The sequence below is a fragment of the Anaerorhabdus furcosa genome (assembly GCF_900167375.1).
Classification (GTDB): Bacteria; Bacillota_I; Bacilli_A; order Erysipelotrichales; family Erysipelotrichaceae; genus Anaerorhabdus; species Anaerorhabdus furcosa.
This window is the reverse complement of the sequence record NZ_FUWY01000005.1, coordinates 167189-193761: the sequence shown is the minus strand read 5'-3', so window position 1 is coordinate 193761 and position 26573 is coordinate 167189. Positions and strand designations below refer to the sequence as shown.

Sequence of the window (26573 nt, the reverse complement as noted above, 5' to 3'; positions counted from 1 at the left end):
AGTTGTCAATGAACCAACTCGCTTTGGTCCTAATATTTTGGGGCTAATTCCTAATTTGTTTAGTGCTTCTATTGGTGATGCTCCTGTATTGAGTAAACCTGTAAATTCATTCTTAAAATCATCTGTAAATCGTACATTTGCTTCACTGATTTTCTTTACATACTTGCTTTTTCTTAATTCTTCTATTTGTTCTTTACTAAAATAATTTCTTCCCATATTTTCTTTCCTCTTCTAAAGTATACTGAAACCCCGTAAGGTAGTCACTTTTTATCTAGTGTCTTCCTTACGGGGTATAGTTTATTGATACTCTTTTTTAGTAATTCACAACTGTAAACTCATTTTGATTTTTAAATAATTCTCTAATTTGTGCTGCTGTTTTATTTGCTAAGTCTGGTAAGAAACCCCCTGTTACTTTACTTGATTTATACCATGTTCCCTCAAAGAAGAACAATTGACTATTCCAATTTTTATCAGCCCCACTATTTTCACTAGCAAATAATATTTCAACATTAGTTCCTGTTGTAAAGAATGGTTGATAGTAATAAGTTTTCCCATTCGTATTTATTCCTGCTGCCTTTAAAATATTATCATCCAATTTTGGCCATGTACCACCATAAAGCGCTAATAAAGCGTCACGCATTGTATCATTTCTGACTCCATTATCACTAACGATTACACCACCTGTAGCATCTGATAAACATTTATTCCTATCCTCTTTTTTTTGTATTGCTAAACATTTATCGATATTCTCTAATAGACTATCCATTTTATCCATAATGTACAAATCATATTCTGACAAAGTTCCTACTGTACTAATTTTATGATCCAAACAAGACACATTATCAAGATAAACAGCTTTATATGTTGTCTTGTATTTAGGGCACTCAGCTATTCCAGAAAAATATTCTCCATCAGCATTCACAATGACAGTTTTCATTGATACATTTTCATCCTTAGCACGAGCTGCTAAATATGCACGATGAACCAAATTTAAATTATTTGAACATACAACTCTTTGACTTTCCTCAATTGCCCCTAATACTTTAGGTGCTATAAGTAACCCCAAAACAGCTAATATCGCAATAACTACGATTAGCTCTATTAATGTGAACCCACTCACTAATAAAACTCTCTTCTTCATATCCACCTCTATATATTTTTTTGACACCTATAGTATACCATTTCAACATTGATTTTAAAAAAAAACTTGAATAATATCTATTCAAGTTTAGTTTTCTTCTGATTTTAATTCTCGTGACATCAAATCACGAATTGCTTCACTTGGTTTTTTATCTTCATAAAGTACTTTATATACTTCTTCAGTGATCGGCATTTCAATTCCTTGTTTTTGTGCTTCTTCATAAACTACTTTTGCAGCCTTAACACCTTCAACTGTTTTGTGATTATTCATCAAGAAATCAGTTGCAGAATTTGCTTTACCGATTTGATATCCTGCTTGGAAATTACGAGAATGATGTGAAGTGCAGGTAACAATTAAATCACCAACACCCGTTAACCCAAGATAAGTTTCAGGTCTTCCTCCCTGCGCAATACCATAGCGTGACATTTCTGCAAGACCTCTTGTCATAAGAGCTGCCCTAGCATTATCTCCTTGATCAAGTCCAGATAAAACCCCACTTGCAAGTGCCATAACATTTTTTAAAGCTACACCAATTTCAGCACCCACAACATCTGTATTACGATAAACTCTAAACACATCATTTGAGAACAACTTTTGAACTAAAATTGCTGACTCTTCATTTTCACAAACTGCATTCACGGTAGTAAGCAAACGTTGAATTACTTCTTCAGCGTGTGATGGACCAATTAAGGAAACAACATCTTTAAGTTTACTTTGATCCATAAATCGTTTAATAACTACCGATAATCTTTCATGTGTTTCAGGATGGAATCCTTTTGCTACATTAATAACAATAACTTGTTTTTCTAGTAATGGATTAATCATTTTGCATACTGATTCAATCGCAATAGATGGAACTGCAAGCAAAACTAAATCTGCATCGCGTACACAATTGATATCAGTTGTTGCGATTAACTTTTCATTTAAAATAACATCATCACCAAAATACTTAGTATTTTTATGTTGAAGATTGATATCATTTACTTCATTTTCATCTTTTCCCCAAATAATTGTATCGACGTGATTGTCAATTAAAACTTGTGCTAAGGCAGTTCCCCAACTACCACTTCCTAATACGCATACTTTCATCTTACTTACCCTTTTGCTCTTGCAATAATACGGATTGGAGAACCATCAAATCCAAATGCTTCTCTTAATCTGTTTTCTAAATAACGTTTATAACTGAAATGCAATAACTCTGGATCATTCACTGACAACACAAATGTTGGTGGAGCTACTGATACCTGAGTAGAATATAATATTTTACAACGTTTACCATTAATTGCCGGTGCTGGTGTCATCATTTGTGCATCCATAATAACTTCATTTAATACATTCGTCGCAATTCTTAGTTGGCTAAAGCGATATACATCATGAATCATTGGAAGCAAATCATGAATTCTTTGTTTTGTCTTTGCTGAAACAAAAACAATTGGCGCATAACTTAAATAAATAAATTCATCGCGAATCTTTTCTTTTACTTTATTCATTGTCTTATCATCTTTTTCAACGGTATCCCATTTATTATAGACAATGATAATTGGTTTCCCTGCTTCATGTGCATAACCTGCAACATGCTTATCTTGCTCAAGTATTCCTTTTTCACCATCAATAACAAATAAAACAACATCACAGCGTTCAATTGCAGACATCGCACGAAGCACAGAATATTTTTCAATATTCTCATATACTTTACCTCTTTTACGGATACCTGCAGTATCAATAATGACATAGTCTTCGCCATCTTTTGTAAATGGAGTATCTATTGCATCTCGCGTTGTACCCTCAATATCACTTACAATTACTCTCTCTTCATTTAAAATCGCATTCACTATGCTTGATTTTCCTACATTAGGTCGACCAATACATGCAAATTTTATATAACCTTCATAATCTTCTCTTTTTTTAGTTGGAAATAATCCAATAACTTCATCAAGAACATCACCGATACCGATTCCATGGACACCACTAACTGCATGTGGATCTCCTAAACCAAGATTATAGAATTCATAAATATTTTCAATTTTAGATGAATCATCAATTTTATTAACCGCAAGAACCACTGGTTTAGTTTGACGTTTTAACATATTTGCAATGTATTCATCATCGTTGGTAATACCTTCTTTTCCAGACACAACAAAAACAATGACATCTGCTTCTTCCATTGCAATTTCAACTTGTGCTTTTATTTCTTCTTGGAATGGTTGATCCAATAACTGGATTCCACCTGTATCAATAACGCGAAAATCTTTTGTGAGCCAATCACCTTTTCCATAAATACGGTCTCTTGTAACGCCAGGTGTGTCTTCGACAATCGATAATCTTTCTCCAATGAAACGATTAAAGATTGTTGATTTCCCTACGTTGGGACGACCTACAATTGCAACAATCCCATTTATCATTTCAAAACCTCATTTCTATACTAATTTACTTTGAATAATTTCATCAATTTTAGTTACAACTTCATCAATTGATAAATTAGAAGTATCCACTTCTATTCCATCATCCGCTTTTTTAAGAGGACTATGTTCACGATGACTATCTTGATAATCACGTGCTTCAATTTCTTTTGTAAGTTCTTCTAAATTTGATTCTAACCCTTTTTCCAGGTTTTCTTTATGTCTTCTAAGTGCTCTCGCTTCTGCTGAAGCAGTTAGAAATATTTTAACTTCTGCATCCTTTAAAACTACCGTACCAATATCGCGTCCATCCATAATAACACCTTTAGATTTTGCCATTTCTTGTTGTCTATGAACTAATTCTTTTCTTACTTGTTCAAGTTTTGATACATCACTAGCACCCATAGAAACTTCATTTGTACGTATTTCATTTGTTACTTGTTGACCATCAAGATAAATTGTTCCATCTGGTCTAAGTTCAATATCTGTATTTTTAATTACATCTATAATTTTTGGTTCATCATCAATTTGAATTCCCATATTTAAAACTTTATAAGCTACACAACGATACATTGCTCCTGTATCTAAATGTGAATAATTCAATTTCTTCGCCAACAACTTTGCAATTGTACTCTTACCTGCAGCACTTGGTCCATCAATAGCAATATTAATTTTCACTAAATAATTCCTCTACTTAATAATAACCAATACCCAACTACTCCAATAACAACCAATAAAGCCAAAATCAAAATAACTAAGATGAAGTTAAGGATACGATTCGAATTATTGACTCTTTCTTCCATTTGATCTAGATTTCCACGATAATGATCCAATTGAACTTTCATTTTAGAAGTTTCTTCCATTAAACGTTCTCTTTCAGATTTCTCGCGGTTAAATTTCTCTTCAAGGTTAAATGGTAAAGAGACTTGAGTATAATCATCGTCATCTTCATCATCGACTGCAACATATTTGTCAGAATCGTACTCTGTTGATGGATAATCTTCCTCATTGAGCATTTTACTTAATTCCATTGAAATTTGTGTATTCATCTTTGTATCTTGTTGAAGAAATGGAATATCTGTTGTTTCTTCTGATACTTCAGTAAAACGACTAGCAAAAGAATCTTGTGTTGGATAACTTGCAACTTCTTCTAAAGAAGCTTTCGGTTTATCGCCTCTAAGCTCTTTTAAAATGTTGATTTGTGTATCATCATTTAACATTCTTCCTTTATCTTTGTTGTATTGTTTTACTTCTTGGATATATTCATCCAAATATTCATTATTAAAAGTAGCAATTTCTTCTTTTTCACTAATTGCATCATGTGAGTCTAAATACTCATTTTGTTTTAATAATGGCTCATGACTAGGTCTAGTTCCAAGATTAACATTATCAATCTTACTTAAACGTTCTGTAAATTGTGATAAATCCTTTGAATCTATTTGACCCTCTGCATCATTTTGCAAGTGTTCTCTAAGTTCTTGATATTTTGCTGTACGCGAATACTTTCCCATAAAAGCCTCCTTGTAATCATGATTATTATACCATAAATGACGCATAATCATTGAAAAATTTTCAAATCATTTATTTCTTTAATAATGGTGATATATGTTTATACAGTAGCATTGTTAAACCTGATACAACAATGACCTTCACTAGATTGAAAGGTGTTGTTGCAAATAAAACAAAAGTTAATTTATCATTGATGAATGGCACAATCGCATGACCCATATCTACAATCATGTTTAAGTCCATATTGAAGAAAAATGAATAAGCTGGTATTAATACAAAATAGTTCATTAATAGCCCTGCTATTAGCATTGCAATACCCCCAACAACTAATCCTAGTAAAGCACTTTTCTTTGATTTATTTTTAAAATAAATTGCACTTGCAGGTATTACTAGTGCACATCCTATAATAAAATTAGCAAATTCTCCAACATAAGCTGTTGTTGTTGGTTTAAATAACATATAAAGTATGATCTTTAATCCTTCAATTAGCATCGCTGCTAAAGGTCCAAGTGAAAATCCCCCTACCAATACTGCTACCTCACTTAAATCAATTTTATAGAATCCTGGAGCAATAAATGGAATCGGAAAATCAAAATACATCAAAATAAATGCAATGACCGCAAGAATTGCAATTCTTGCCATGGTTTTAATGTTGAATACTTTTCGTGTTGTCATGTGTAAATCCTCCTCTATGACATTTTTCCAAAAGAAAAAGGTTTTCAACAAAACCCTAGGACGGCTAACTAAAAGAAGAAAACTTTCTTTCATCCAGACTTTACTGTCGCCACTGGAATTTCACCAGTTCATGCCAATCATTGGCGCGCGGGGTTTACCGCCGGTCGGGAATTACACCCTGCCCTGAAGTTTTATCATCTATAGTGTAAGACAATGACCATTATTTGTCTAGTATTACCCTAAGTAAATTAAAAGACTGGATTTCTCCAGTCTTGATAATTAAACTATTTGCTTACGTAAGTAGCAGCGTTTTGTCCAGCAATACGTCCAAATACGATAATATCTGCAACAGCATTACCACCTAAACGGTTACCACCATGAACACCACCAGTAACTTCACCTGCAGCATATAAACCAGGAATAACTTCTCCATTTTTGTTGATTACTTCAGTATTTGTGTTAATTTCGACACCACCCATTGTATGGTGAACACCTGGAGCAATTTTAACAGCATAATAAGGAGCTTTGCTTAAGTCATATTTAACTGTAGCTAAGTCATCACGTCCAAAGTCTGTATCTTCACCAGCTTTAACCATACCTACCCAGTTATCAATAGTTTCTTGTAATGTAGCTTCATCAACTTCCATTGCCTTAGCAAGGTCTGCGATTGTATCACCTTGAATCATGTAACCTTTGTTTACATAACCTTGAATTACATTTGAATCATCAAACATTTGTTGATCAACGATTAACCAAGCAGCACTTCCTTCTTCAGCAATGATGTTTGCACTAACAACATCTCTAGTTAATACTTCATTTGTAAAACGTTTGCCTTCATTATTAACTAAAATTGCACCATCTCCACGTAAACTTTCAGTGATTAATGCACCATTAGATTGAACAACAGTTGGATGAATTTGAATTTCAGCCATATCAACTAGATTAGCTCCAACAGCCTCAGCCATTTTAATACCATCTCCAGTAATTGTAGAAGCATTTGTTGTTACATAACCTTTAAGTTCAGGTTTATATGATTCAACCATTTCAAGATTACCACCAAAACCACCTGTTGCTAAGATAACTGCTTTAGCATTAATTGTATAGTCTGTATTAGCAGAACTAGCTTTAACTCCAACTGCAGCTCCTTCATTCATCATGATTTCAGTTGCTTCAGTTTCCATATAGAATGTTACATTGTTATCTTTTGCAGCTTGTTCGAAAATTGGAACTAAATAGCTTCCTACAGATAAGATTTTTCCTTCTGCATCAACTGGACGGTGTGAACGATTTGTACTTGCTCCACCAGCTTTACCTACATCGCTTAAATGAGCTCCAATTGAATCTAAGAATTCAATTGCAGAAGCAGATTGTTCAGCCATAGTTTGAACTAATTCTTTATTGTTCTTTTCATAGCCACCTTTCATTGTATCTTCTACAAATAATTCAACGCTATCTTCAATACCAGCAGTTTCTTGATATTTAGTTTCAGCAGCATTCATACCACCTGTTGCACGTGATGTATTACCACCTACAATAGGAGCTTTTTCAATAATGATTACTGATTTCCCTTCACTAGCAGCAGTAATAGCAGCAGTCATCCCTGCACCACCTGCACCAATGATAACAACATCAGCATCTAATGTTTCTTCTTTCTTTTCAACAGCACCAGCTTCTTTTGCTTTTAAATCTGATACTTTTAACCCTGATGATTCAATTGCTTTTGTAACTGCAACTAAGAATGCATCTGATGTAATTGTTGCAGTAGATACTGCATCAACATCAACACTTTGTGATCCTAAAACTTTTTCAATCATAATTGGTAATGCAACTTCTCCAATATCTGCAGATTCTGCAGATTCAACAATATTAATTGCTTCAATTGTTTTGTCATTAGAAATTGTTACTTCAACTTTGATTGTTGATGAGAACCCTTTTTCTTCACCTGTAAAAGTTCCACCTTTGAATTCATTCTTTGCACACCCCGTTAGTATGCCAAATGCTAACACTAATGTTAACAAAAACTTCATGTATTTTTTCATCATATCCTCCAATACTTTTTCAATTATATAGAAACAAAAAGTATTGTCAACATTTTCACAACGAAAAAATGAAAAAATAAAAGACGAATTTCTTCGTCTTCTGTTTTATGCACGTCCTGAATATTTTCCGTCAGATGTATTAATAAGTACCATTTCATCTTGTTCAATAAACAATGGAACTCTTATTTCAAGACCAGTTTCTACAACAGCATTCTTTGATGCTGATGTTGCTGTATCTCCTTTTACTGCTGGTTCACATTCAACAATACGTAATTCAACTTTATCAGGAAGAATTAATCCTAAGATTTCAACTCCTTCATACATTGAAATATTTACATTGTCATTAGCTTTTAGGAATTTCATTTCCCATTCTAATTTATCTTTTGCAATTTCAATTTGATCATATGTTGATGTATCCATAAATACTAAAGCATCACCACTATCATATAGATATTGCATTTCTTTCTTTTCAATATGTGCTTGTTCAACTTTATCTCCACCTGTGAAGGATAATTCGTTGATAACACCTGTTCTTAAATTTCTAACTTTTACTTTTACAATCATTTGACGCATTGCAGTTTTATTATGCGCAATATCAATAACTACGTATATATTACCTTCGTTTTCAAATGTTGTTCCTGGTTTTAAATCGTTTACAATAATCATACTGTTCACACTCCTACCCTTCTATTGTAAGGAAATAGAGCGTTTTGTCAACGAAAACCCTTAAATTATTGGTTATTCGCAAGTATCCATTCTACCTCTGCGTCTAAACCTTTTTGGTAAGACTCATAGTTTTGTGCAATATCAATATCTGGATAAAGTGAATCTTTATCATACCCCTTAATTAACTCAAAATACTTTGTAGAATAAGTATAACTAAATGGCTCATTTTTCATTTGTACAAATTTAATTTCCCCATAACCATTCACATTACCGCCTGTTTGTAATCCTACCAACGTACTATTTAATGATTCTTGCGTATCAATTGCATTCATAATTCCTGATGAAAATGTATTAGGTCCGATTAATGTATAAAAGGTTACCTCTTTATCCTTTAGCATAGTCAATAAAGGATTAATTACAGAAGAATTTCCTCCTGAATTGTATCTTAAGTCAATCACAATGGTTTTATATTGATTCGCTTCTAATTCTGTTTTAACTTGCTTAGTAAATTCTTTCATGGATAAATTTGGATCTTCTTGACAAGAATTATATTGAATAAATAAAGTCTCATTGGACAATGGTAAAAAACGATAAATATCTTGTGTAACATAAGTCGTTGGTGTTTGTTCCCTTTCAAATCTTGCAAGAGGAATCGACATTATTTCTTCCTCTGTCAATCCTCTAAGTGGAATCTGAATTTCTTGTTGGTCATCACCTTTAAGTTTTAAGATTATATCCTCATCTTTTTGTACAATCTTCAAATATTCTAATGCTTCTTTAAAATTAATTGTATTTGAAAAATTTGAATCAATCCACGCATCATTTTCATGAGGAATAATTGTCTTTGATTTTTCATAAACTTCATCAATTGTTACATCATTAATTCCAACAACTTTATACCCTAAATAATCTTTGTATTCTTCTTCAAGTATCATCACACGCCAACCATCTTCAAATTTAGCTATGGCAAATGGCAACCCTTGTTCATAACTATATTTCGATTGAGAATATCCAATCGATGTGTGAGCATCACCAACAAGTGTTAATAAATGACACAATGAATAATAAAATTCTGCTTCACTCATTTTCTCAAGATTTTCCTTGATTTTATCTACTTCAACTTGAAACTCTTCTTTTGATATCTTAGCGTAAAGATTTTTGTGTTTTGAATCCAATGTCTTTACCATTGTTATCAAATCTTCTTCTCTTGGGCTTTGATAAGTTATGTTTTCTTCTTTCTTTTGACACCCTACTGTCGTTAATAACATCATTCCTACAAATAATATGGCTACTATTTTCTTCATCTTCTCACACCTCATCATTATGATAAGACTGTTGTTCATTATTTGCAATCTCCACTTCACACTGAACTTCTGCTTCAAACATATTTAAGGAATATTCTAAATACGTTAATGTATTGTGGTGTAGATAGATTTCAATACGATTTAGATTCTTGATTGCTTGAAAACTAATTCCATCAACAATGTAATCTCCATCTAAAAATCGATTATTTTTAATTTCACAACGCAACCAATCAATTATCTTAACTTCAATATCCATCATACAATTAGCTTCCTTCATATTTAGATATACCTGAATACGAGATTGAAATTGTGATTCGATATATCCAATAAGGGTAAGTATCAAAACAAAATACCAAAGAAAAATAGCACTTATAAATCCTTTCTTATTCATTGGTTATCACTCGTTTTCTAACTGTTCCTTTTCTAAGATATTCATAGTAAATCAAACCATTTTCTTTTATAAAATATCCTTCATCCAGATTTGTAAAAAAAATAAGTGTTCCTGGTGTCATGTAAAGGTGGTTATTTTTGGTTATAAACTCAACATTTTCTTGACTGTACTGTCCAATCAAGATGCCATTGATTACCTCTTTTGATTCCATAAGAAATGTAGTTCTTCTAAGTTGGTTTAATGCTATTTCATCTTGTGCTTCATCATTGAAGTATTGATGTGTTGTCAACAGACGAAATGAAGTATAAATAATTGGAATCAACATTGTTGCTGCTAATAATCCAATCATCAAGTCAACGGTTGTATTTCCTCTTTTGTTGTACATTCTATTTCACACTCATTTCTATTTCTTAGAATTTGAATGTATCGATTTTCATCTTCTTCATTATATAAATCCAGTGAAGATCGATGCATTACTTCAAGTTGCTTTACACCAAATACCAAACAAACAATAATCATTGTTATCGTAATGCACAAACTAACTTCAATCAAAATAAAACCGTTATTTGATTTCAATTCGACCACCTCCTAATTGACTTACTAGTTGAGTATGCTTACTTGGAAATGTTATGGTTTGTGCCATTTGAACATTCCCTTTATAGTTAAAGATTATGGGATAAGGATAATTAGCCTGTATTTCACTTTGATATTCTTGTTGATTATTCATTTTAATGCATTCTGATTGTTGCACTAAATATTCATTTGCAAACTGCATATCTTCCATATTAGGCAGTCGTAAAAGTGGTAAGACTAAGATGGATACTGAAGAAATGATAAATAAAACCAAAATCATTTCTACCATGGTAAATCCTCTATTGTAATACTGCTTGTCCATTGGATATGCCTACACTTTGTGTTGTTGAACATTGAATTTGTTCTTCATTCATTAAACCCGCATTTACTAAATCAAAAATATCATTTGGATATTGTTCATAATCTAAACGATATTGAAGAATGGCAGAGTCCACTACCTTTAGCATTGCATTGCATCCTTTATCATCCACAATTTTCATTACTTTTTGAATATTTGGAACCGCCAAAAGAAATAGAATTGATAAAACCGAAACAACAATAATCATTTCTAATAATGTAAAACCTTTTTTCATATTTACCTCACATCTGCGCCATCAGTGTAAGCGGTAAAATCAATATTTGATAAACAATAATTATGATGAAACCAATACAACCATAACTTACAAGTTGGCATCCTTTCGCAAATCGCTTTATACTTCTTTTCATTTTTGCTTCATTTATTTTTATATAACCATTCAACATTTCATCCATGGTAGAGGAGTAAATCGCTACTTTCATGTATTGAATTAATGTTCGATCAAGATAATTATTTTGCAATGCTTTTTCAATTTGTATTCCTTTTATTAAATCATTCTCAACTGTTTTGCATATCAAATTAAGTATCGGATGCAGCTCTATTGTTTGAAGCAATTGAAGTGATTCTTTAGTGCTAATCCCACTTACGATGCATTGTTTATAAAACCTAGCAAATAAACTACTTTGATATAACTTAATAAAATTATGTTTCGATACTTTACAAATAAAATCATAGAAGATAAGTTGACAATGTTTATTTCTACACAACAATACCAAAATACAACTACTTATGATAAGAATGAAAAGACAAATGCAGATACCTTTGAAAACAATCTGAATCACCAATAAGAAATTTGAGTCCATAGAAAAATTATGAAATAGCGAGATTAATGTTGGAAAGCAAAGAAAAGTAAATACGGATAAACCAAGCCATGTTCCAACAAATAAAAGCAAGGGATATAGTAATTCTTTAAGAGTGTTTACTCGATACTCCTTTTCATCATGAATACATCCTCGTGTAAGTGTAAGACTTCTAACAAATGGTAGAAATAAACTAAATGGTTTTAAGTAAATGCAGTATTTTTTTGGGAAGTACAATTCTAGAAACTGCTCAATTTCTTCACCTTTTTCTAAGTGGTAAAGTAAGCCATTAAAACATTTTTCATTTCTATTATCTCTTAGTAAACGCAAAGCATCTTGAAATGAAAAGTTAGAATTAACAAGGACACATAGTCCTTCAATGTCTTGATCATTCATCCAAGTCTTTGATGGCTTCTGTACTTGAGATGAGTCCTTTTTGGATTGCTTGTTTAATGGCATATTGAATGGGTATAAAATCTTTGGGTATTTCATTTTTAAAATATTCACCTATCCCCTTTCTTGTAAGTATTTCATATATTCCTACTTTGGATTGATTCTTAATTGATGAGTAGAGTCTTTGATTACTAATACCAATTAATACATCGAGTAATTGATATCGGCTTACACCCAGTTCTATTAGCCTCTCAATCGCTAAAAAGCAATTACTTGAGTGAATACTAGTTAAAACTAAATGACCTGTTAGAGCACACCTCAAAGCCATTTTAGCTGCTTCTTCATCACGAATTTCACCAATCATAATAATATCTGGTGCATGTCTTAATAATTGTTTGATTCCTTGACTATAACCTAAATCTTGTTTCTCATTGATCTGTAGTTGAACAAAGTTTTTACTATAAACTTCAATTGGATCTTCCAATGTGTATATCTTTTTATTCTTAATCTGATTCATGATGGTGTAGAGTGTTGTTGTTTTCCCTGAACCTGTTGGACCACTAAACACAAACAAACCACTACGATGATTCTCCAAAGACTTGAATATTCGAATTACATTTTGATCATATGTTAAACTTAATAAATCAATTCTATTTTGCGCATTTAATATACGTAAAACCCCACTTGTCATGCGATAACTTTTCATCACTGCAAAGCGAAGTGATACTCTTTCATTTTGAATCATGACATCAAATCTTCCTGTTTGAGGTAAATATGAATTCCCTAAATCAAGATTTGCCTTGTATTGTAAATACCTAAAAAAAGGTAAATCATCTTCTTGTTTTTTTAACTGAACTAACTTATCTTTGTATCGAAATTCAATTTTTATTTCTTCATCAAATACTGAAAAATGAATATCACTTGTACCATAATGAATCGCAATCGTTAGTAACTCTTCCAATCTTTTTTCCATGACATCACCTACTTATATATTGCTAGAAATACTAAAAATTCCTAAAAAAAAGATGAAGTATTTCTACTTCATCAAAAATATGGATTGCATTGTAATTCATGTTCAATTGTTGACGTTGGACCATGTCCTGGATAAACAATAAGTGCAGAATCCATTGTTTGGATTATTCTCAAACTTTGTCTCATCTTACTCATATTTCCACCATATAAATCCGTACGCCCTATTCCTTCAAAGAATAAGACATCTCCAGTAAATAAATGATTTTTGTATTGAATCAATGTACATCCTTCAGTATGTCCAGGTGCAAAAATAATATCAAAGCAAAATTGCCCAATTTCCATTTTCCCCTCATGAAAGAGTAAAACTGGACTATTTACAGTTGCAATCATACCTGATGCTGTATTAATTGATGAATTTATTAATAATTCTTTATCTGCTTCATGAACATAGACAGGACAATTGTATTGCTTTACTAAATCATCTACTGCACCAATATGATCAAAATGTCCATGCGTTAATAAAATTGCATCGACAATTTCATTTTCATCAATCATACTGATGATACGTTCTGCCTTTTTACCTGGATCAATAATGCAAACATGTCCATTATCTTTTAATAAATAGCAATTCGTTTGATAAATGCCGACTACGGCTGTAAGTATTTTTTCCATTGTTTTTTCAGTATAAAAAAAACCTCAAAGTAAGGTTTTTCTTATTTTTTCTCCTTGTGTAAAGTCTTTTTTCTACAAACTGAACAGTATTTTTGAATTTCCATTTTTTCTGTTTGTTTACGTTTGTTTCTAGTGCCAATATAGTTTTCTTCACCACATTCAGAGCACTTGAAAGTAATATTCTCTCTTGGCATGATAATCCTCCTAATAATGCTTTACAAGTATAGCATATCTTAAAAAAAAAGCCAAGTATTTCCTCAAACCCTTTTTCTAGTCATTTTCATGGTATAATAATTAGCGAAAGCGAGGCGAATAAAGAGTGAAAAGATATGAAACTCGAGTACTCCATGTCGGTAATTTACAACTTGGAGGTCAAAACAAATGCTTGTTGCAATCAATGACAAATACAAAAACAAAGGATGTTAAAGCCACAGTTAAACAAATCAATGCACTACAAGATGCAGGGTGTGAAATTGTTCGTATGGCTATTCTAGATGAAGAAGATGCCCTAGCAATACGTGAAATCAAGTCTTTAACCACGATTCCTTTAGTTGCAGATATTCATTTTAACTACAACTTTGCTCTTATTGCTATAGAACAAGGGATTGATAAAATCCGCATTAATCCTGGAAATATTGGTTCAAAAGAAAACGTAAGAAAAGTAGTAGAAAAGTGTAAAGAACATCATGTCCCTATTCGTATTGGTATCAACAGTGGATCTTTAGAAAAAGAAGTCTTAGAAAAGTATGGAAAACCATGTGCTGAAGCTATGATTGAAAGTGCTAAAAAACATGTAGAAATTTTAGAAGAATTAGAATTCTATGATATATGTTTATCATTTAAGTCAAGTAATGTTCCATTAACAATCGATACTTATCGATTAGCTGCCAAGACATTCCCTTATCCACTACACCTAGGAGTTACCGAAGCGGGTTCATTTAATATTTCAGCCATAAAATCAAGTGCTGCTCTTGGAGCCCTATTACATGATGGTATTGGTGATACAATTCGAATTTCGGTAAGTAGTGATCCTGTAAATGAATTATTTATTGGAAAACAACTGCTACGTGCATTCAATTTAATCGATAAAGTGCCTAATTTAATCTCTTGCCCAACCTGTGGTCGTATTCAATATGATATGATCCCAATAGTTGAAGAGATTGAAGAATTCTTGATGACAATTCATTCAAACATCGAAGTTGCTATCATGGGTTGTCCTGTTAATGGTCCTCAAGAAGCATCTCGTGCTGATATTGGGGTTGCCGGAGGAAAAGATGGTGCAATTCTATTCAAAAAAGGTAAAATTATAAAAACGGTTCCTCAAGACCAATTAGTTAAAACACTAAAAGAAGAAATATTAAACATGGTCGAGGAGATAAAATGAGTGACAACCAGTATAAATTAGTTCTATCTGATTTAGATGGGACATTATTAAATGGCTCTAGCCAAATAAGTGAAGAAACAAAAAACACAGTCCTTGAACTTCAAAAAAAAGGAATCCGTTTTTCTATTTGTTCAGGTAGACCTTATTATGGTTGCATTAAATTCATTGAAGAATTAGAACTAGAAAAATACAATGGATATTTCGTAGGAATGAATGGGCAATATATTCGTAACTGTGCTACAGGTCAAGTTATTGAAAAAGAGAAGTTAAATCAAGAAGATTTCAAACTCTTATGTACTATTGCACAACAACATGGTGTAATTACTGAATTATTCTATGAAACTCACGCCTATATTTTATTACCTAAGAAAAATATTGTATTTGCACTCTTACTAACTGGTGTCTATAGTCTAAAATCACTAATTAATCAAAGCAAACGTTATAAGATGAACTTTATAACAGATTTGATTGACTTACCTGATTTACCTAAAATTTGTTGCCTTGGTAAACCAGAAGCACTTAAAGCTCTCGCCAATGAATTACTAGAATTACAAAAATATGATACCTTTCTAGTAAACCCTGCTTGGCTTGAAATCGTCCGTATTGGTATTAGTAAAGGACAAGCCATGTATGACTTAGAAAAAATGACAGGAATCCCTGTTAAAGAAATGGTAGCCTTTGGAGATGGTGAAAATGATTTATCCATGTTAGAAATTGCTGGATTAAGTTGTGCCATGGGTAATGCAATGCCAAACCCAAAAAAAGTTGCTCACTGCACTATTGATACCAATATCAATGATGGCGTTGCCAAGAAATTAAAAGAATTATTTAACTTATAAGCAGGATATCCTGCTTTTTTTATGTTTAATTGTCTTCTACTGCATTAAAAAAAGACACCGAAGTGTCTATTTACGTAATAATGCAATTTCTTCTTTATAAGGTGGTTGATCATCAATCCAAGGTGTTTCTAAAATTTTAATTTTATCTTCCAACAATGGATGGTGGGCAACACGATATAATTCTTCAAAACCAATTTCACCTTGACCTAGATTTGCGTGTCGGTCTTTTTTGGCACCCTTGATATTCTTAGAATCATTCAAGTGGATAACATAAAGTTTATCTAAACCAATAATCTTATCGAATTCTTTCAATACATCATCAATTGAAGACACATCATAACCTGCATCATGAATATGGCAAGTATCTAAGCATACACCAAATTTTGCAGGAAAATGAACATGATCTAATATTTCATTAATGTGTTCAAAAAGAAAACCAACTTCGCTTCCTTTTCCAGACATCGTTTCAAGGCAAATAACTAAATCATCATCTTCTTTCACAACTTCATTTAATCCTTTTATAATTGAAGCAATCCCCTCTTCAAGGGTTGCTGCTACAAAAGATCCTGGATGTAGTACTAAATATTTAGCACCAATTTCTTGTACACGATCTATCTCTTGTCTTAAAAATGATACAGCTAATTCATAAGTTTCTGGTTTCACTGTATTAGCTAAATTAATTATGTATGGAGCATGAATAACCATTCTATCCATTGTTAAATGGTGCTCTTCCATTAACTTCTTAGCTTCGTCAACTTTTAATGATGAAACACTTTTACGAATTGTATTTTGTGGTGCCCCAGTATAAACCATTAGTGCATTTGCATCATAGCTTAGAGCCTCTTTAACTGATCCCAAAAGATAATCTGGTGCACTCATAGAAACATGTGATCCAATTATCATTCAATGATACCTTTTGATTTTAGGCGTTGAGCAGTTTTATATCTTTCTTTTCTTTGCTCTTTGATTTCATTGCGGATATGGTCACGACGTTCTTTTTGTTTGATTTTCTTTACCATTTCTGCCTTTTTCTTTTTATATCCAGGTTTTACTTTTTCATTCTTACGTGTTAATGTTTTAGCTATTTCTTTTTCACGAACATCATTCTTCGTAATCATTTTTTGGCCAAATGGTTTTAATTCTTGCCATGAGCCATTCTTAAAATTACGATGTTCGAAATGAATTCCTTTTTCTCTTAATGTACGAATCGCTTTTTCATCAGATTCTTTATACAAGGCAAAACAAGTACCTTCTTTTCCTGCTCTTCCTGTTCTTCCAGAGCGATGAATATAGAAATCTAATTCACTAGGGAACCCTAGAGAAACAACATGGGTAATTCCTTCAACATCCAGTCCACGAGCGGCAATATCTGTCGCTACAACATAACTGCGCTCAGAACTTTCTAATTGTTTCATTGCTTGTTTTCTTTGACGTGCCTGTAGACCTCCATGGATTTCTACAATGGTTTTACCATTCTTACGAAGTAAAGCAGCAACCTCACCGGCATCATCGCGAGTGTTCGCAAATATTAAGCATACATAAGGCATAAATCCTGGCATAATATCGAGTAATGTTTCACCATAACTCTTGTGTTTACATGGGATTAACACATGCTCAATTTTTGGATTTGATGCATGTGCATCTTTCATATGAATCGTTTGTGGTGCACTCATGTATTTCTTTAAGAATGGTTTTAATGCATTGGGAATTGTCGCACTAAAAGCCATCATTTGTAAATGATCTTTCATACGGCCACAAATTGCATCAACATCATCCAAAAAGCCATATTCCAATGTCATATCTGCTTCATCCACAACGTAAATTGAAGCAGTATCCACGCGGAGTACTGATTGTTCTAAGAACAAGTCTTTGATACGACCTGGTGTACCAATAACAATATGTGGTTGTTGCTTAATTGAATCTGCCATCTTACTACGTTCAATACCACCTGTAATTAGCTTAACACGTAGTGTTGGATCAGCTTCCATCATTACTTTTGCATTCTTAAAAATTTGCATTGCTAATTCTCTTGTTGGTGCAGTAATAACTGCTTGAACTATTTGCTGACTTGTATCCACTCTTTCCATTAAAGGAATTAAAAATGCATGGGTTTTACCTGTACCGGTATCAGAAATTGCAACGATATCTTTCCCTTTGATAGCCATAGGAATAACAGCATTTTGAATTGGAGTTGGTTCCACAAAGCCGTTTAGGCGTATAAACTCTTTTGTCTTTTCATTAAATTTAAAATCTTGATATGTTTTCATAGAATCATCCTTCCATGTGTATTATACTATTTTTAAGCATAGAAAGGAATTGTGAAATGGAAATTATCCCTGTAACACCCCGAGGTTATTGCAAAGGCGTTGTACGAGCAATCAATCTTGCCAAACAAACAGCGAAACAATACCCGAATGAAAAGATAACTATGCTTGGTATGATTGTTCACAACAAGTACGTTGTAGAAGCATGTGAAAAACTTGGCATACAATGCGTAGAAGAAAAAGGAAAAACTCGTTTGGAGTTATTAGATAAGATTGATTCAGGTGTTGTTATTTTTACAGCGCATGGGATCAGTGACGAAGTTTATCAAAAAGCGATTGAAAAAAATCTAATTGTTGTTAATGCATCTTGCGATGATGTAACAAAAACACAAGTGATTGTGAAAGAATATTTAGACCAAGATTATGAAGTCATCTATATTGGTAAGAAATTCCATCCTGAAGCAGAAGCAGTGATTGCTATATCAAGACACGTTCATTTTGTAGAAACTCTTGATGATATACAACAACTACCAACTTTCTCAAAAGTCATGATCACAAACCAAACAACAATGAGTATTAAAGAAATCTACACACTCATTGAAGCTTGCAAAGAAAAATATCCAAACATTATCGTATTGGATGAAATATGCAACGCAACTCGTATTCGTCAAGAAGCGATTGAGAAGTTAACGGATACAGATTGTTTATTTGTAGTTGGTGACCCTAAATCAAACAACTCCAACAAACTAAAAGAGATTGCTCTACTCAATGGTATTCCTCAAGTTCATCTCATTGAAACTTCCAATGAGATACAAAAAAATTGGTTAGAAGGATGCGATCGAATCGCAATTACATCGGGTGCAAGCACACCAACATACCTAACTAACCAAGTAATTGAAGTATTAAAACATTATAGCAAGACAAATGAATTATTACATCTTGCGATTGATATTGATCACCTATTGGACTAAAGAATCATCAGTTGATGATTCTTTTTCATTGTCAGATTGAACTTCTTCAATCATCGCATCCATCACAGGTACATCTTCATTTATCACTACTGTTTCACTCCTATTTTTCTTATCATCAAATGAAAAAGTAGCATTAAATGCAATTCCTATTAAGACAAAAAGTGATTTAAAGTAGATCATAATCAAAATAAAATTACCAATCAAACTACCTGCTTTAAAAAACAAAGCGGAGACAACCATCGTTATATAGATAACTAAAATAAATAACGATACAAAGCGAATACCAATCATCAATTTTTTAGAAAGTAATGTAAATTTTAATCCTGTAATTACAGTAATTAATGACGCAACCAATACAAGGATACATGGGATAATCATCCAGGAAAGAAATAGCGAAAATCTAATATCATAATTTTTCAAAGACTGTTCTATCGCAATTGGATAGCCAATAACAAGAATCATTAAACAAATGACAAGTAGCACAAGATAAACAATCGAAATACTTCTTCTACTTATTTTCATAATGCATCCTCTTTCTTTAGTCTCATTATCAGTTAATACAGATTATTTGTCAACAACACTACATATAGCTACTTAAATTAATTAATATCAATTTCTCATCCAATTCAACACAAGCGTTCCAATCCTCCTCACTTGTTCCATACTTAATCGTATGCAATACAGTATTTGCGCACATATAAATATTATGAGGCACACCTATCGACATAGATACCATTTCATCAGGATATAATTTTTGAATTTCAACTTTGTCATTCATAAATTTAGCGACTAGTATACATCCCTTTTCAACTAAGTAAACTTCTTTTTTCTTATTGTGCACATGGCTATTTTGCCACCCAGATTCATCAGATGATACTGTACAAATATATGAACTACCTGAATCTTGAATTAAACGAAATCTTTTTTCTCCATTATCCATTTGATGGTTTTTCATTTTAATTCCAAGTAATTCTGCTTCTTTTATAGTTAATTCTTTCATAACAATTCTCCTGTTTTTAAATTATGACACAAAAAGAAAAAAATGCTACTTTTGAAGTAACATTATTTTTATTGTCTTAAATTCTCTAACTCAACATCTGTTAAGTATCGCCACTGGCCTAATTCCAATTCCTCATCAAGTTTAAGATTACCCATACTGATTCTTTTTAAGTAAGTCACTTCTGATTGACACGCAATCATCATTCGCTTGACTTGATGAAATTTTCCTTCAGTAATTGTAAGTTCTATTGCATGATCATCCAGTTGTTTAACTTTTGCTGGTTTGCATTTTTCATCACCATCAATAGTTATTCCTTTTTCAATTTCTTGTAACGCTTCTTTTGTTAGTGGATTACTTATCTCAACATAATATGTTTTATCAACATGTTTCTTTGGAGATAACAATTCATGTGCTAATTGACCATCATTGGTAATTAAACATAAACCCTCTGTATCAATATCAAGTCTTCCAACTGGGAAGAGCCCTTTTGTTGTATCCTGGATACAATTCAATACAGTTTCATGTAATCCATCTTCTGTTGCACTAATTACTCCCTGTGGCTTATTTAACATGATATAAACAAATTTTTGATAAACAATTTCAACTCCTTGAATCATTAGTTCATCCTTATTTTCATCAAACTTAGTATCTTCTTTTTTGCATACAATTCCATTGATACTTACTTCGCCACTTCTTATTATTTTCTTTACATCTTTTCTTGAACCATATCCTAGATGGGATAAGCATTTATCTAATCTCATCATTTCTATTTACCTTTCTTTAATATTTTCTTCATCACTTGCGTTAAATTTAATCCTAAAATCGCTTTTGGTAATCCCAAACATGCACTTGTAAAATAATAAACACCCATACCTACAATTCCATAGATTCCCAAGATAAGAACTCCCATTAATCGGCCTTGTCCAACAGCATTTAATCCTGTCATTTGAAGTAATGCAAAAGATCCATTCATCGCAAATAAGCAAAGACATATTCTAAAGAATCGTTTGAATGTTCTACCATAATGAACATGATATTTATTTTGAATCAGTTGTAGATTTAAAAAGATAACTACAAATGAAGTTAGAATACTTGATGTTAAAGCACCTGAGTATCCAAACATATCAATTAATATAAAGAACGATACAAACTTAACAATAAATCCTACAAAGAGATAAAATATACTTTGTCTTCTTAAACGTAATGTCATCATCATTGAACTACATATTGGAGATAGTGTTCCTGTAATTGAAATAGCACTACTCCATCTCAATACTTCAGTTCCAATTGCCAAATTATCTGTACCATACATTACATAATAAATTGGTTCAGCAAGTACTAATAAACAAATAAATAGTGGCATCCCAATATAAAGAACAGTATCCAAACAATCTAATACATTTTTTTGTAATTCTTTCCAATTTTTATTTTCTAGTGAAATAGTAAGATAAGGTACAATTCCCGCACCAAATCCAATCGCAAGTACTTGCGGTATCGATGTCAACTTATTACAATTTGTTTGCATAATTCCCAAAACATCAGTAAAGTAGTTATAAGTTTCTGGTGTTGCCTTAACAGCATTCATAAAAAACATATTATTTACTATACTCATACTATTACCCAATACAGAAGCAAGTAAATAAGGTAATCCAAACATTAATAATTCTTTAAGTAATTCTTTTACAGGAACAGCTGGTTCTTGTTGGTAACGTGCTGCACGATTTAAATCACCAATATTTTTACGATCAAATCGATAATAATAAACAATCGCAATTAATGCAGCAATCGATGTAGCTACAACTGCCATATAAATTGCATAAATACTATCCATTTTCAAAATATAAATACAGAATGCACCTAGTCCTAAAAGTGTACCAACTCGTGTTACTTGTTCGATAACTTGAGATACTGCATATACTTTTAATTCTTTTAGACCTTGATAAAAACCTCTAAATACACTTAAAAACGGAACCAATACAATCGCAAGCGTTAAAATAATAAAACATGTTTGTAGTATTTTAATGTCCTCAATTGGAGCCTGTGGACCAAGACTTGCCTTTGCAAGTGGTGATGCCAATAAGCCAAATACAATTGCCACTGTAAATCCTGATGCTAACATCAAGGACATCGATAACTTACGAACTAACATTACTGTTTTAAAATCATTCTTGTTGGCATATCGAGCAACAAGTGCAGCAATTGCAAAAGGAAATCCCGCAGTACAGATATTTAGCAATAATTCATAATAAGTATATGCTTGACTATAAAAAACCATGTTACTTGATGTAGCCATCGCACTAAAAGGAACTATATAAAATAGTCCAATAGCTTTTGATATAAATATTCCAACAGAGCTCGTTAAAGCACCTGCCATAAAGGATTGCTTTTGTCTTTGTGTCATACGTTACTCCCCATTACCATTGTTTGCTTCAATATGAAGTAACAAAAATTCTTTATACTGCTTTGTATTTGTTTCATCTGACCAAGAAACCATTAACTTTACATCAACAGCGTCCTTATCTGTTTCACCACTCAAGACCAATCCCTTAGCAAAACCTTCTTCAATTGATACTTGTGAAGGGATTAAGTTATATTTTTCATCTTCCAATATTCCAATTGATGGAGCCATCGTTATCGAAGGTTCACTATCAACATCTAATGACATGATTTTAACATTGTACATGCATTGTAGAGCATTATCTACAATAATATAATAGCGATGAGTTCCATCTGGTAATGTACTCATCTCATAACTAATTGAAAAATATTTTGATGATAAAGCTGTTGAATTACTCGCAAGCAAAGTTGCAACATTTGATTTATATTCATCTAATTTCTTAGTATCGAGTTCATTGTCATTTTTACTTGAGCAACCACTTAAAAGAAGCAGCGAAACAAATAAAATCATAAATAAACGTTTCATGGAGTCACCTCTTGTGCTATTTTACCATAATTTAAACTAAATTCATATAAACCAAGTGTCTAAAAGCATAGATTTCACTTGAACTAAATTCATGTTGGATAAAAAAAGATGCTGACTCATCAGCATCTAAAACTCACAAATAAAGTAATTCTTTTTCCCTTTTTTAATAATTGTAAATTCTAAGTTCATGGCAGTTTCAACAGTAAGAATTGCTTCTAAGTCAGTTGTTTTTTCTCCATTAACTTGGATTGATCCAGCTTGAATTAATTCTCTTGCTTCACGCTTACTTTGGCAAATCTTAGAATCAACTAATGCATCAATTAAAAGGACACCATTTTCAATTTTGAATTTAGGTACATCTGCTAACCCTTGACGAATTTCAGTAGCTGTCAATTCACGAATATCACCTTTAAATAATGTATCTGTAATTTTTAATGCAGTAACTAGTCCATCTCCACCATGCACTAGTTCAGTCAATTCACATGCAAGTGCTTTTTGAGCTTCTCTTAAATGAGGTGCCTCTTGCATTGATTTTTCCAATGCCATAATTTCTTCAGGTGTTTTAAGTGATAAACGTTTTAAGTAATCTATGATATCACTGTCCGCTGTATTAACCCAGAATTGATAAAATTCAAATGCATTTGTTTTAGTAGGATCCAACCAAATGTTTTTTCCTTCACTCTTACCAAATTTTGAACCATCTGATTTTGTAATAAGTGGTGATGTAATTCCAAACACTTTTGCTTTGTCTCCACAAATTTTACGAATCAAATCAGTTCCAGATACAAGATTTCCCCATTGATCCGAACCACCAATTTGAAGTTCACATTGATGTTCAGTATATAATTTCAACCAGTCAATTGCTTGAAGAATAGTATAAGTAAATTCTGTAAATGAAATTCCAGTTTGAAGTCTTGATGCAATTGTATCCTTTGCCAACATATAACTTACATTAAAGTGTTTACCATAATCTCTTAACACTTCTAGTAATGATAGTTTCCCTAACCAATCATAGTTGTTTAATAAAACTGCTTTACCACTTTCAAAATCAATAAAGTGTGCTAATTGTTTTTTTAAGCAATCCACATTGTAGTTGAGTTCATCTACTGTAAGTAGTTTTCTTTCCGTAGTTGGACGAGGATCACCAATCATTCCTGTTCCTCCACCACACAATGCAATTGGACGATGCCCTGCATTTTGATAACGACGCAACAACATGATTTGTTGAAGATGACCCACATGCAACGAATCCGCTGTTGGATCAAATCCACAATAAGCTGTTACTGGTTGTTTTAACTTTTCTTCTAATCCTTGTAAATCTGTACAATCTTTAACTAAACCTCTCCACTTTAACTCTTCTAAAAAATTCATATTCTTTCCTCCTATTAAAATAAAAAAAACGTCCTTAATACAAAAGGACGTTAAATAACGCGGTACCACCTTAATTCATAGATTGCTCTATGCACTTTAAACTCTTAACGCGAGTTACGTCTTATCTTTGCAATAAGAAGCTCCAAGGTGTATTTCTTAAGTGTTATAAGTTCTTCACATCTACCAGAACCTTTCTTGATATAACAGTTTAAGCTCTTTTCTTATCATCGCTATAGTGACAATTATAATCAGTTACTCCTCTTGTGTCAATTACTTCGTAGATTGACGTGGAGTAAATAAATAACTTAACTCAATTTCATCTTCATCAATTTCATCACTTTGTAACATTTTAGTCATGACACGCATGGATACCATCCCTAAATCATATGAAGGTATCGCAAATGATGATATTTGAGGACGTACCATTGAATTGTATTTTGTATCAATAACACATACAACTTCCATTTCTTTTGGTATTTCAATTCCATTTTCCTTTGCTGCATTGCATACAGCCATTGCTTGTGAATCACGATTAGCAATAATCAAATCATGTTTATGATCTTTTAAATAATCTTTCAAATAATTGTAAGATGTACGATAAGATTCAGGAATTTCAAGGTAGTTATTAAACTCCATTCCCTTTTCTTTATACGCACGTGTTACACCTTTTATCATTTGACTAATTGCATATTCATTTTTTCTATCTTGAATGATTGCAATATCTTTCTTACCATTACTTAAATATTTCATTGAAAGCTCATATACCGCTTTCTCAATATCCACATACACTGAACAAATATTATGTCCAGACATTTTATTACCAATAATGACAATTGGAATATTGTATTTAGATAATGTGTCCATTTCATCCACTAAGATTTTGTCATTATAAATAACAACTCCATCAACGTGTGATTTAATAATTGTTTCGATAATATCACTAATATCGGTAACCCCTTCTGTTGTTGTGTGCAACATAATATTGTAGTTATACATGCCTGCAACTGCAATCACACCATTGATAATTTGCCCAGTATACGTAAAACTCGCTTCTGGAATTACTAAACCAATTGTCGTTGTTTTTTGTAACGCCAATCCTTGCGCTATCGCATTTGGTTTATAACCTAATTTTTCAATTGCTGCCTCTACTTTATCACGAGTAGGACCTTTCACCACATCAGAACCATTGATTACACGAGATACTGTCGCTAGTGATACACCTGCATCTTTTGCAACATCATATATCGTTACTCTTTTCATCTTCAGTTCCTTTCTCCTCTGTATTATTCTCCTCAATCTTGTGTACTACCTTCGATTCAGGTTTTAACCAATCTCTAATTTTATCTGCAGCTTTATCTGCCAAATCAATTGTTGCATCCTTTGCCTTTTCAATTTTTTCATTTACTTCCGGTGATGTAACAAAATCATTAACTGCTTTTTTAGCTTTATCTGTTTCTTTCGCTACAAAATCAACAGCTTTATGGACATTTTCATTTTCAATGACTTTTTCAAAGCCATCCGTAATTTTTTGACCTAAATCTGATGCTGATTCTTTTACATTTTCAATTGTTTCTTTCAATTTATCATTATTCTTGATTTCATCAATCTTTGTAACGGCTTCATCATAAACTTTTAAAGCGCCATCCTTAATTCCTTGAATTGTTTCTTTCAGTTTTTCACTATTTTGGATGTTTTCTAGCGCTTCTTTTGCTTGTTCATATGCTTTTTTCAATGACTCCAATGTCTTAGAACGAATTGTTTCAATTCTTTCTTTAGAATTTTTATCCATATCAAAAGGAATTACAAAATTAGAATTTTCATCTTTATCTGCAGTTTCAATCTCTTCGATTTTCTTCTTCAAATCATCTACTGTCTTTTCAATAGAATCTACTGTTTTGTTTTCCATAAGTG

General features: G+C 32.2%; 32 protein-coding genes, 1 riboswitch and 1 other annotated feature. Of the genes, 3 read left to right on the top strand and 29 right to left on the bottom strand.

All coding sequences use genetic code 11. From position 1 onward, the window contains the following. The 19 genes from B5D14_RS09200 to rpmG form a co-directional block, all read right to left on the bottom strand. The coding region (locus B5D14_RS09200; RefSeq protein WP_342585677.1) for an HTH domain-containing protein at window positions 1-216 on the bottom strand (216 nt) is incomplete at its 3' end. Between the two features lie 97 nt (window positions 217-313). Continuing rightward, complete coding sequence (locus B5D14_RS09195) at window positions 314-1141, bottom strand: prepilin-type N-terminal cleavage/methylation domain-containing protein (protein ID WP_078712336.1); 828 nt, start codon at window positions 1139-1141, stop codon at window positions 314-316. A gap of 87 nt (window positions 1142-1228) precedes the next feature. Continuing rightward, complete coding sequence (locus tag B5D14_RS09190; protein ID WP_078712335.1) at window positions 1229-2230, bottom strand: NAD(P)H-dependent glycerol-3-phosphate dehydrogenase; 1002 nt, start codon at window positions 2228-2230, stop codon at window positions 1229-1231. Window positions 2231-2235: 5 nt separating this feature from the next. After that, the gene (gene der / locus B5D14_RS09185; RefSeq protein ID WP_078712334.1) at window positions 2236-3543 is read right to left on the bottom strand and encodes a ribosome biogenesis GTPase Der; all 1308 of its coding nucleotides are present in this window, start codon (window positions 3541-3543) and stop codon (window positions 2236-2238) included. A gap of 15 nt (window positions 3544-3558) precedes the next feature. Further along, the gene (cmk, locus tag B5D14_RS09180) at window positions 3559-4218 is read right to left on the bottom strand and encodes a (d)CMP kinase (RefSeq protein ID WP_078712333.1); all 660 of its coding nucleotides are present in this window, start codon (window positions 4216-4218) and stop codon (window positions 3559-3561) included. Next, window positions 4218-5051 carry a hypothetical protein gene (locus B5D14_RS09175; RefSeq protein WP_078712332.1) on the bottom strand — a complete coding sequence of 278 codons (834 nt, stop codon included), beginning with the start codon at window positions 5049-5051 and terminating at the stop codon, window positions 4218-4220. The genes cmk and B5D14_RS09175 overlap by 1 nt, the downstream gene beginning before the upstream one ends. Before the next feature lie 70 nt (window positions 5052-5121). Further along, entirely contained in the window at window positions 5122-5724 is a 603-nt protein-coding gene (locus B5D14_RS09170) for an ECF transporter S component (protein ID WP_078712331.1), read from the bottom strand. A 76-nt stretch (window positions 5725-5800) separates the two neighbouring features. After that, a riboswitch (FMN riboswitch) is annotated at window positions 5801-5919 on the bottom strand. 89 nt (window positions 5920-6008) lie between these two features. After that, the gene (locus B5D14_RS09165; protein ID WP_078712330.1) at window positions 6009-7763 is read right to left on the bottom strand and encodes a flavocytochrome c; all 1755 of its coding nucleotides are present in this window, start codon (window positions 7761-7763) and stop codon (window positions 6009-6011) included. A gap of 105 nt (window positions 7764-7868) precedes the next feature. Next, on the bottom strand, window positions 7869-8429 hold the full coding sequence (efp, locus tag B5D14_RS09160; protein ID WP_078712329.1) for an elongation factor P: 561 nt from the start codon (window positions 8427-8429) through the stop codon (window positions 7869-7871). Window positions 8430-8494: 65 nt separating this feature from the next. Then, window positions 8495-9733: a S41 family peptidase gene (locus B5D14_RS09155; RefSeq protein ID WP_159443773.1), complete on the bottom strand. Its 1239-nt coding sequence runs from the start codon at window positions 9731-9733 to the stop codon at window positions 8495-8497. 4 nt (window positions 9734-9737) lie between these two features. Continuing rightward, entirely contained in the window at window positions 9738-10124 is a 387-nt protein-coding gene (locus tag B5D14_RS09150; RefSeq protein ID WP_078712327.1) for a hypothetical protein, read from the bottom strand. Beyond that, on the bottom strand, window positions 10117-10509 hold the full coding sequence (locus B5D14_RS09145) for a hypothetical protein (protein WP_143254421.1): 393 nt from the start codon (window positions 10507-10509) through the stop codon (window positions 10117-10119). Before B5D14_RS09145 ends, B5D14_RS09150 begins: the two co-directional genes overlap by 8 nt. Then, entirely contained in the window at window positions 10473-10700 is a 228-nt protein-coding gene (locus B5D14_RS09140; RefSeq protein WP_078712325.1) for a hypothetical protein, read from the bottom strand. The genes B5D14_RS09145 and B5D14_RS09140 overlap by 37 nt, the downstream gene beginning before the upstream one ends. Continuing rightward, on the bottom strand, window positions 10687-11019 hold the full coding sequence (locus B5D14_RS09135; protein ID WP_078712324.1) for a type II secretion system protein: 333 nt from the start codon (window positions 11017-11019) through the stop codon (window positions 10687-10689). Before B5D14_RS09135 ends, B5D14_RS09140 begins: the two co-directional genes overlap by 14 nt. Further along, the gene (gene comGC / locus B5D14_RS09130; RefSeq protein WP_078712323.1) at window positions 10997-11290 is read right to left on the bottom strand and encodes a competence type IV pilus major pilin ComGC; all 294 of its coding nucleotides are present in this window, start codon (window positions 11288-11290) and stop codon (window positions 10997-10999) included. The genes B5D14_RS09135 and comGC overlap by 23 nt, the downstream gene beginning before the upstream one ends. A 7-nt stretch (window positions 11291-11297) precedes the next feature. Next, window positions 11298-12269 carry a type II secretion system F family protein gene (locus tag B5D14_RS09125; protein WP_159443771.1) on the bottom strand — a complete coding sequence of 324 codons (972 nt, stop codon included), beginning with the start codon at window positions 12267-12269 and terminating at the stop codon, window positions 11298-11300. Next, window positions 12262-13239, bottom strand: coding sequence for an ATPase, T2SS/T4P/T4SS family (locus tag B5D14_RS09120; protein WP_078712321.1), 978 nt, complete (start codon window positions 13237-13239; stop codon window positions 12262-12264). The genes B5D14_RS09125 and B5D14_RS09120 overlap by 8 nt, the downstream gene beginning before the upstream one ends. Before the next feature lie 71 nt (window positions 13240-13310). Next, the gene (locus B5D14_RS09115; RefSeq protein ID WP_078712320.1) at window positions 13311-13910 is read right to left on the bottom strand and encodes an MBL fold metallo-hydrolase; all 600 of its coding nucleotides are present in this window, start codon (window positions 13908-13910) and stop codon (window positions 13311-13313) included. Window positions 13911-13951: 41 nt separating this feature from the next. Further along, window positions 13952-14104, bottom strand: coding sequence for a 50S ribosomal protein L33 (rpmG, locus tag B5D14_RS09110; RefSeq protein ID WP_078712319.1), 153 nt, complete (start codon window positions 14102-14104; stop codon window positions 13952-13954). A 125-nt stretch (window positions 14105-14229) separates the two neighbouring features. Between rpmG and ispG the strand changes: the two genes are divergently transcribed. Next, window positions 14230-15294, top strand: a complete 1065-nt coding sequence (ispG, locus tag B5D14_RS09105) for a flavodoxin-dependent (E)-4-hydroxy-3-methylbut-2-enyl-diphosphate synthase (protein ID WP_078712318.1) — start codon at window positions 14230-14232, stop codon at window positions 15292-15294. Then, window positions 15291-16133, top strand: coding sequence for a Cof-type HAD-IIB family hydrolase (locus B5D14_RS09100; RefSeq protein WP_078712317.1), 843 nt, complete (start codon window positions 15291-15293; stop codon window positions 16131-16133). The genes ispG and B5D14_RS09100 overlap by 4 nt, the downstream gene beginning before the upstream one ends. 66 nt (window positions 16134-16199) lie before the next feature. On the opposite strand, the gene B5D14_RS09095 is transcribed toward B5D14_RS09100, so the two are convergent. Then, the gene (locus B5D14_RS09095) at window positions 16200-17036 is read right to left on the bottom strand and encodes a deoxyribonuclease IV (RefSeq protein ID WP_078712316.1); all 837 of its coding nucleotides are present in this window, start codon (window positions 17034-17036) and stop codon (window positions 16200-16202) included. Next, complete coding sequence (locus B5D14_RS09090) at window positions 17033-18400, bottom strand: DEAD/DEAH box helicase (RefSeq protein WP_078712315.1); 1368 nt, start codon at window positions 18398-18400, stop codon at window positions 17033-17035. Before B5D14_RS09090 ends, B5D14_RS09095 begins: the two co-directional genes overlap by 4 nt. Before the next feature lie 56 nt (window positions 18401-18456). On the opposite strand from B5D14_RS09090, the gene ispH reads away from it, so the two are divergent. Next, window positions 18457-19368 carry a 4-hydroxy-3-methylbut-2-enyl diphosphate reductase gene (gene ispH / locus B5D14_RS09085; RefSeq protein WP_078712314.1) on the top strand — a complete coding sequence of 304 codons (912 nt, stop codon included), beginning with the start codon at window positions 18457-18459 and terminating at the stop codon, window positions 19366-19368. On the opposite strand, the gene B5D14_RS09080 is transcribed toward ispH, so the two are convergent. The 8 genes from B5D14_RS09080 to B5D14_RS09045 all read right to left on the bottom strand — a co-directional run bounded on the left by B5D14_RS09080 (window position 19357) and on the right by B5D14_RS09045 (window position 26568). After that, window positions 19357-19890 (bottom strand): hypothetical protein, encoded by a 534-nt coding sequence (locus B5D14_RS09080; RefSeq protein WP_078712313.1) that lies wholly within the window; start codon window positions 19888-19890, stop codon window positions 19357-19359. The two genes, ispH and B5D14_RS09080, sit on opposite strands and share 12 nt — an antisense overlap. Before the next feature lie 58 nt (window positions 19891-19948). Then, window positions 19949-20368, bottom strand: coding sequence for a hypothetical protein (locus B5D14_RS09075; protein ID WP_078712312.1), 420 nt, complete (start codon window positions 20366-20368; stop codon window positions 19949-19951). A gap of 68 nt (window positions 20369-20436) precedes the next feature. Next, window positions 20437-21132 (bottom strand): pseudouridine synthase, encoded by a 696-nt coding sequence (locus B5D14_RS09070; protein ID WP_425351963.1) that lies wholly within the window; start codon window positions 21130-21132, stop codon window positions 20437-20439. A gap of 2 nt (window positions 21133-21134) precedes the next feature. Continuing rightward, a complete protein-coding gene (locus B5D14_RS09065) occupies window positions 21135-22769 on the bottom strand; it encodes an oligosaccharide flippase family protein (protein WP_078712311.1) in 1635 nt (544 codons plus the stop codon). Window positions 22770-22772: 3 nt separating this feature from the next. Further along, entirely contained in the window at window positions 22773-23291 is a 519-nt protein-coding gene (locus B5D14_RS09060; protein ID WP_078712310.1) for a hypothetical protein, read from the bottom strand. Between the two features lie 126 nt (window positions 23292-23417). Next, window positions 23418-24662 carry a tyrosine--tRNA ligase gene (gene tyrS / locus B5D14_RS09055; RefSeq protein WP_078712309.1) on the bottom strand — a complete coding sequence of 415 codons (1245 nt, stop codon included), beginning with the start codon at window positions 24660-24662 and terminating at the stop codon, window positions 23418-23420. A gap of 40 nt (window positions 24663-24702) precedes the next feature. Beyond that, window positions 24703-24899: a binding site (T-box leader), on the bottom strand. Between the two features lie 33 nt (window positions 24900-24932). Then, window positions 24933-25922 carry a LacI family DNA-binding transcriptional regulator gene (locus B5D14_RS09050; protein ID WP_078712308.1) on the bottom strand — a complete coding sequence of 330 codons (990 nt, stop codon included), beginning with the start codon at window positions 25920-25922 and terminating at the stop codon, window positions 24933-24935. Then, window positions 25900-26568 carry a hypothetical protein gene (locus tag B5D14_RS09045; RefSeq protein ID WP_078712307.1) on the bottom strand — a complete coding sequence of 223 codons (669 nt, stop codon included), beginning with the start codon at window positions 26566-26568 and terminating at the stop codon, window positions 25900-25902. The genes B5D14_RS09050 and B5D14_RS09045 overlap by 23 nt, the downstream gene beginning before the upstream one ends. Window positions 26569-26573 lie beyond the last annotated feature (5 nt).

What these genes read in the sequence shown, in the direction of transcription:
- B5D14_RS09165 (WP_078712330.1), bottom strand. Translation starts at nt 7,763, where the DNA reads ATGAAAAAATACATGAAGTTTTTGTTAACATTAGTGTTAGCATTTGGC.
- B5D14_RS09080 (WP_078712313.1), bottom strand. Translation starts at nt 19,890, where the DNA reads ATGAAAATAAGTAGAAGAAGTATTTCGATTGTTTATCTTGTGCTACTT.
- B5D14_RS09060 (WP_078712310.1), bottom strand. Translation starts at nt 23,291, where the DNA reads ATGAAACGTTTATTTATGATTTTATTTGTTTCGCTGCTTCTTTTAAGT.
- rpmG (WP_078712319.1), bottom strand. Translation starts at nt 14,104, where the DNA reads ATGCCAAGAGAGAATATTACTTTCAAGTGCTCTGAATGTGGTGAAGAA.
- B5D14_RS09155 (WP_159443773.1), bottom strand. Translation starts at nt 9,733, where the DNA reads ATGAAGAAAATAGTAGCCATATTATTTGTAGGAATGATGTTATTAACG.
- B5D14_RS09065 (WP_078712311.1), bottom strand. Translation starts at nt 22,769, where the DNA reads ATGACACAAAGACAAAAGCAATCCTTTATGGCAGGTGCTTTAACGAGC.
- B5D14_RS09175 (WP_078712332.1), bottom strand. Translation starts at nt 5,051, where the DNA reads ATGGGAAAGTATTCGCGTACAGCAAAATATCAAGAACTTAGAGAACAC.
- B5D14_RS09145 (WP_143254421.1), bottom strand. Translation starts at nt 10,509, where the DNA reads ATGTACAACAAAAGAGGAAATACAACCGTTGACTTGATGATTGGATTA.
- B5D14_RS09195 (WP_078712336.1), bottom strand. Translation starts at nt 1,141, where the DNA reads ATGAAGAAGAGAGTTTTATTAGTGAGTGGGTTCACATTAATAGAGCTA.
- efp (WP_078712329.1), bottom strand. Translation starts at nt 8,429, where the DNA reads ATGATTATTGTAAACGATTTAAAACCAGGAACAACATTTGAAAACGAA.
- B5D14_RS09045 (WP_078712307.1), bottom strand. Translation starts at nt 26,568, where the DNA reads ATGGAAAACAAAACAGTAGATTCTATTGAAAAGACAGTAGATGATTTG.
- B5D14_RS09075 (WP_078712312.1), bottom strand. Translation starts at nt 20,368, where the DNA reads ATGAAAGAATTAACTATAAAAGAAGCAGAATTACTTGGAATTAAAATG.
- B5D14_RS09070 (WP_425351963.1), bottom strand. Translation starts at nt 21,132, where the DNA reads ATGATGAGATTAGATAAATGCTTATCCCATCTAGGATATGGTTCAAGA.
- B5D14_RS09100 (WP_078712317.1), top strand. Translation starts at nt 15,291, where the DNA reads ATGAGTGACAACCAGTATAAATTAGTTCTATCTGATTTAGATGGGACA.
- B5D14_RS09095 (WP_078712316.1), bottom strand. Translation starts at nt 17,036, where the DNA reads ATGATAATTGGATCACATGTTTCTATGAGTGCACCAGATTATCTTTTG.
- tyrS (WP_078712309.1), bottom strand. Translation starts at nt 24,662, where the DNA reads ATGAATTTTTTAGAAGAGTTAAAGTGGAGAGGTTTAGTTAAAGATTGT.
- B5D14_RS09150 (WP_078712327.1), bottom strand. Translation starts at nt 10,124, where the DNA reads ATGAATAAGAAAGGATTTATAAGTGCTATTTTTCTTTGGTATTTTGTT.
- B5D14_RS09120 (WP_078712321.1), bottom strand. Translation starts at nt 13,239, where the DNA reads ATGGAAAAAAGATTGGAAGAGTTACTAACGATTGCGATTCATTATGGT.
- B5D14_RS09170 (WP_078712331.1), bottom strand. Translation starts at nt 5,724, where the DNA reads ATGACAACACGAAAAGTATTCAACATTAAAACCATGGCAAGAATTGCA.
- B5D14_RS09050 (WP_078712308.1), bottom strand. Translation starts at nt 25,922, where the DNA reads ATGAAAAGAGTAACGATATATGATGTTGCAAAAGATGCAGGTGTATCA.
- ispH (WP_078712314.1), top strand. Translation starts at nt 18,457, where the DNA reads ATGGAAATTATCCCTGTAACACCCCGAGGTTATTGCAAAGGCGTTGTA.
- comGC (WP_078712323.1), bottom strand. Translation starts at nt 11,290, where the DNA reads ATGAAAAAAGGTTTTACATTATTAGAAATGATTATTGTTGTTTCGGTT.
- der (WP_078712334.1), bottom strand. Translation starts at nt 3,543, where the DNA reads ATGATAAATGGGATTGTTGCAATTGTAGGTCGTCCCAACGTAGGGAAA.
- B5D14_RS09190 (WP_078712335.1), bottom strand. Translation starts at nt 2,230, where the DNA reads ATGAAAGTATGCGTATTAGGAAGTGGTAGTTGGGGAACTGCCTTAGCA.
- B5D14_RS09125 (WP_159443771.1), bottom strand. Translation starts at nt 12,269, where the DNA reads ATGAATGATCAAGACATTGAAGGACTATGTGTCCTTGTTAATTCTAAC.
- B5D14_RS09090 (WP_078712315.1), bottom strand. Translation starts at nt 18,400, where the DNA reads ATGAAAACATATCAAGATTTTAAATTTAATGAAAAGACAAAAGAGTTT.
- B5D14_RS09135 (WP_078712324.1), bottom strand. Translation starts at nt 11,019, where the DNA reads ATGGACAAGCAGTATTACAATAGAGGATTTACCATGGTAGAAATGATT.
- B5D14_RS09115 (WP_078712320.1), bottom strand. Translation starts at nt 13,910, where the DNA reads ATGGAAAAAATACTTACAGCCGTAGTCGGCATTTATCAAACGAATTGC.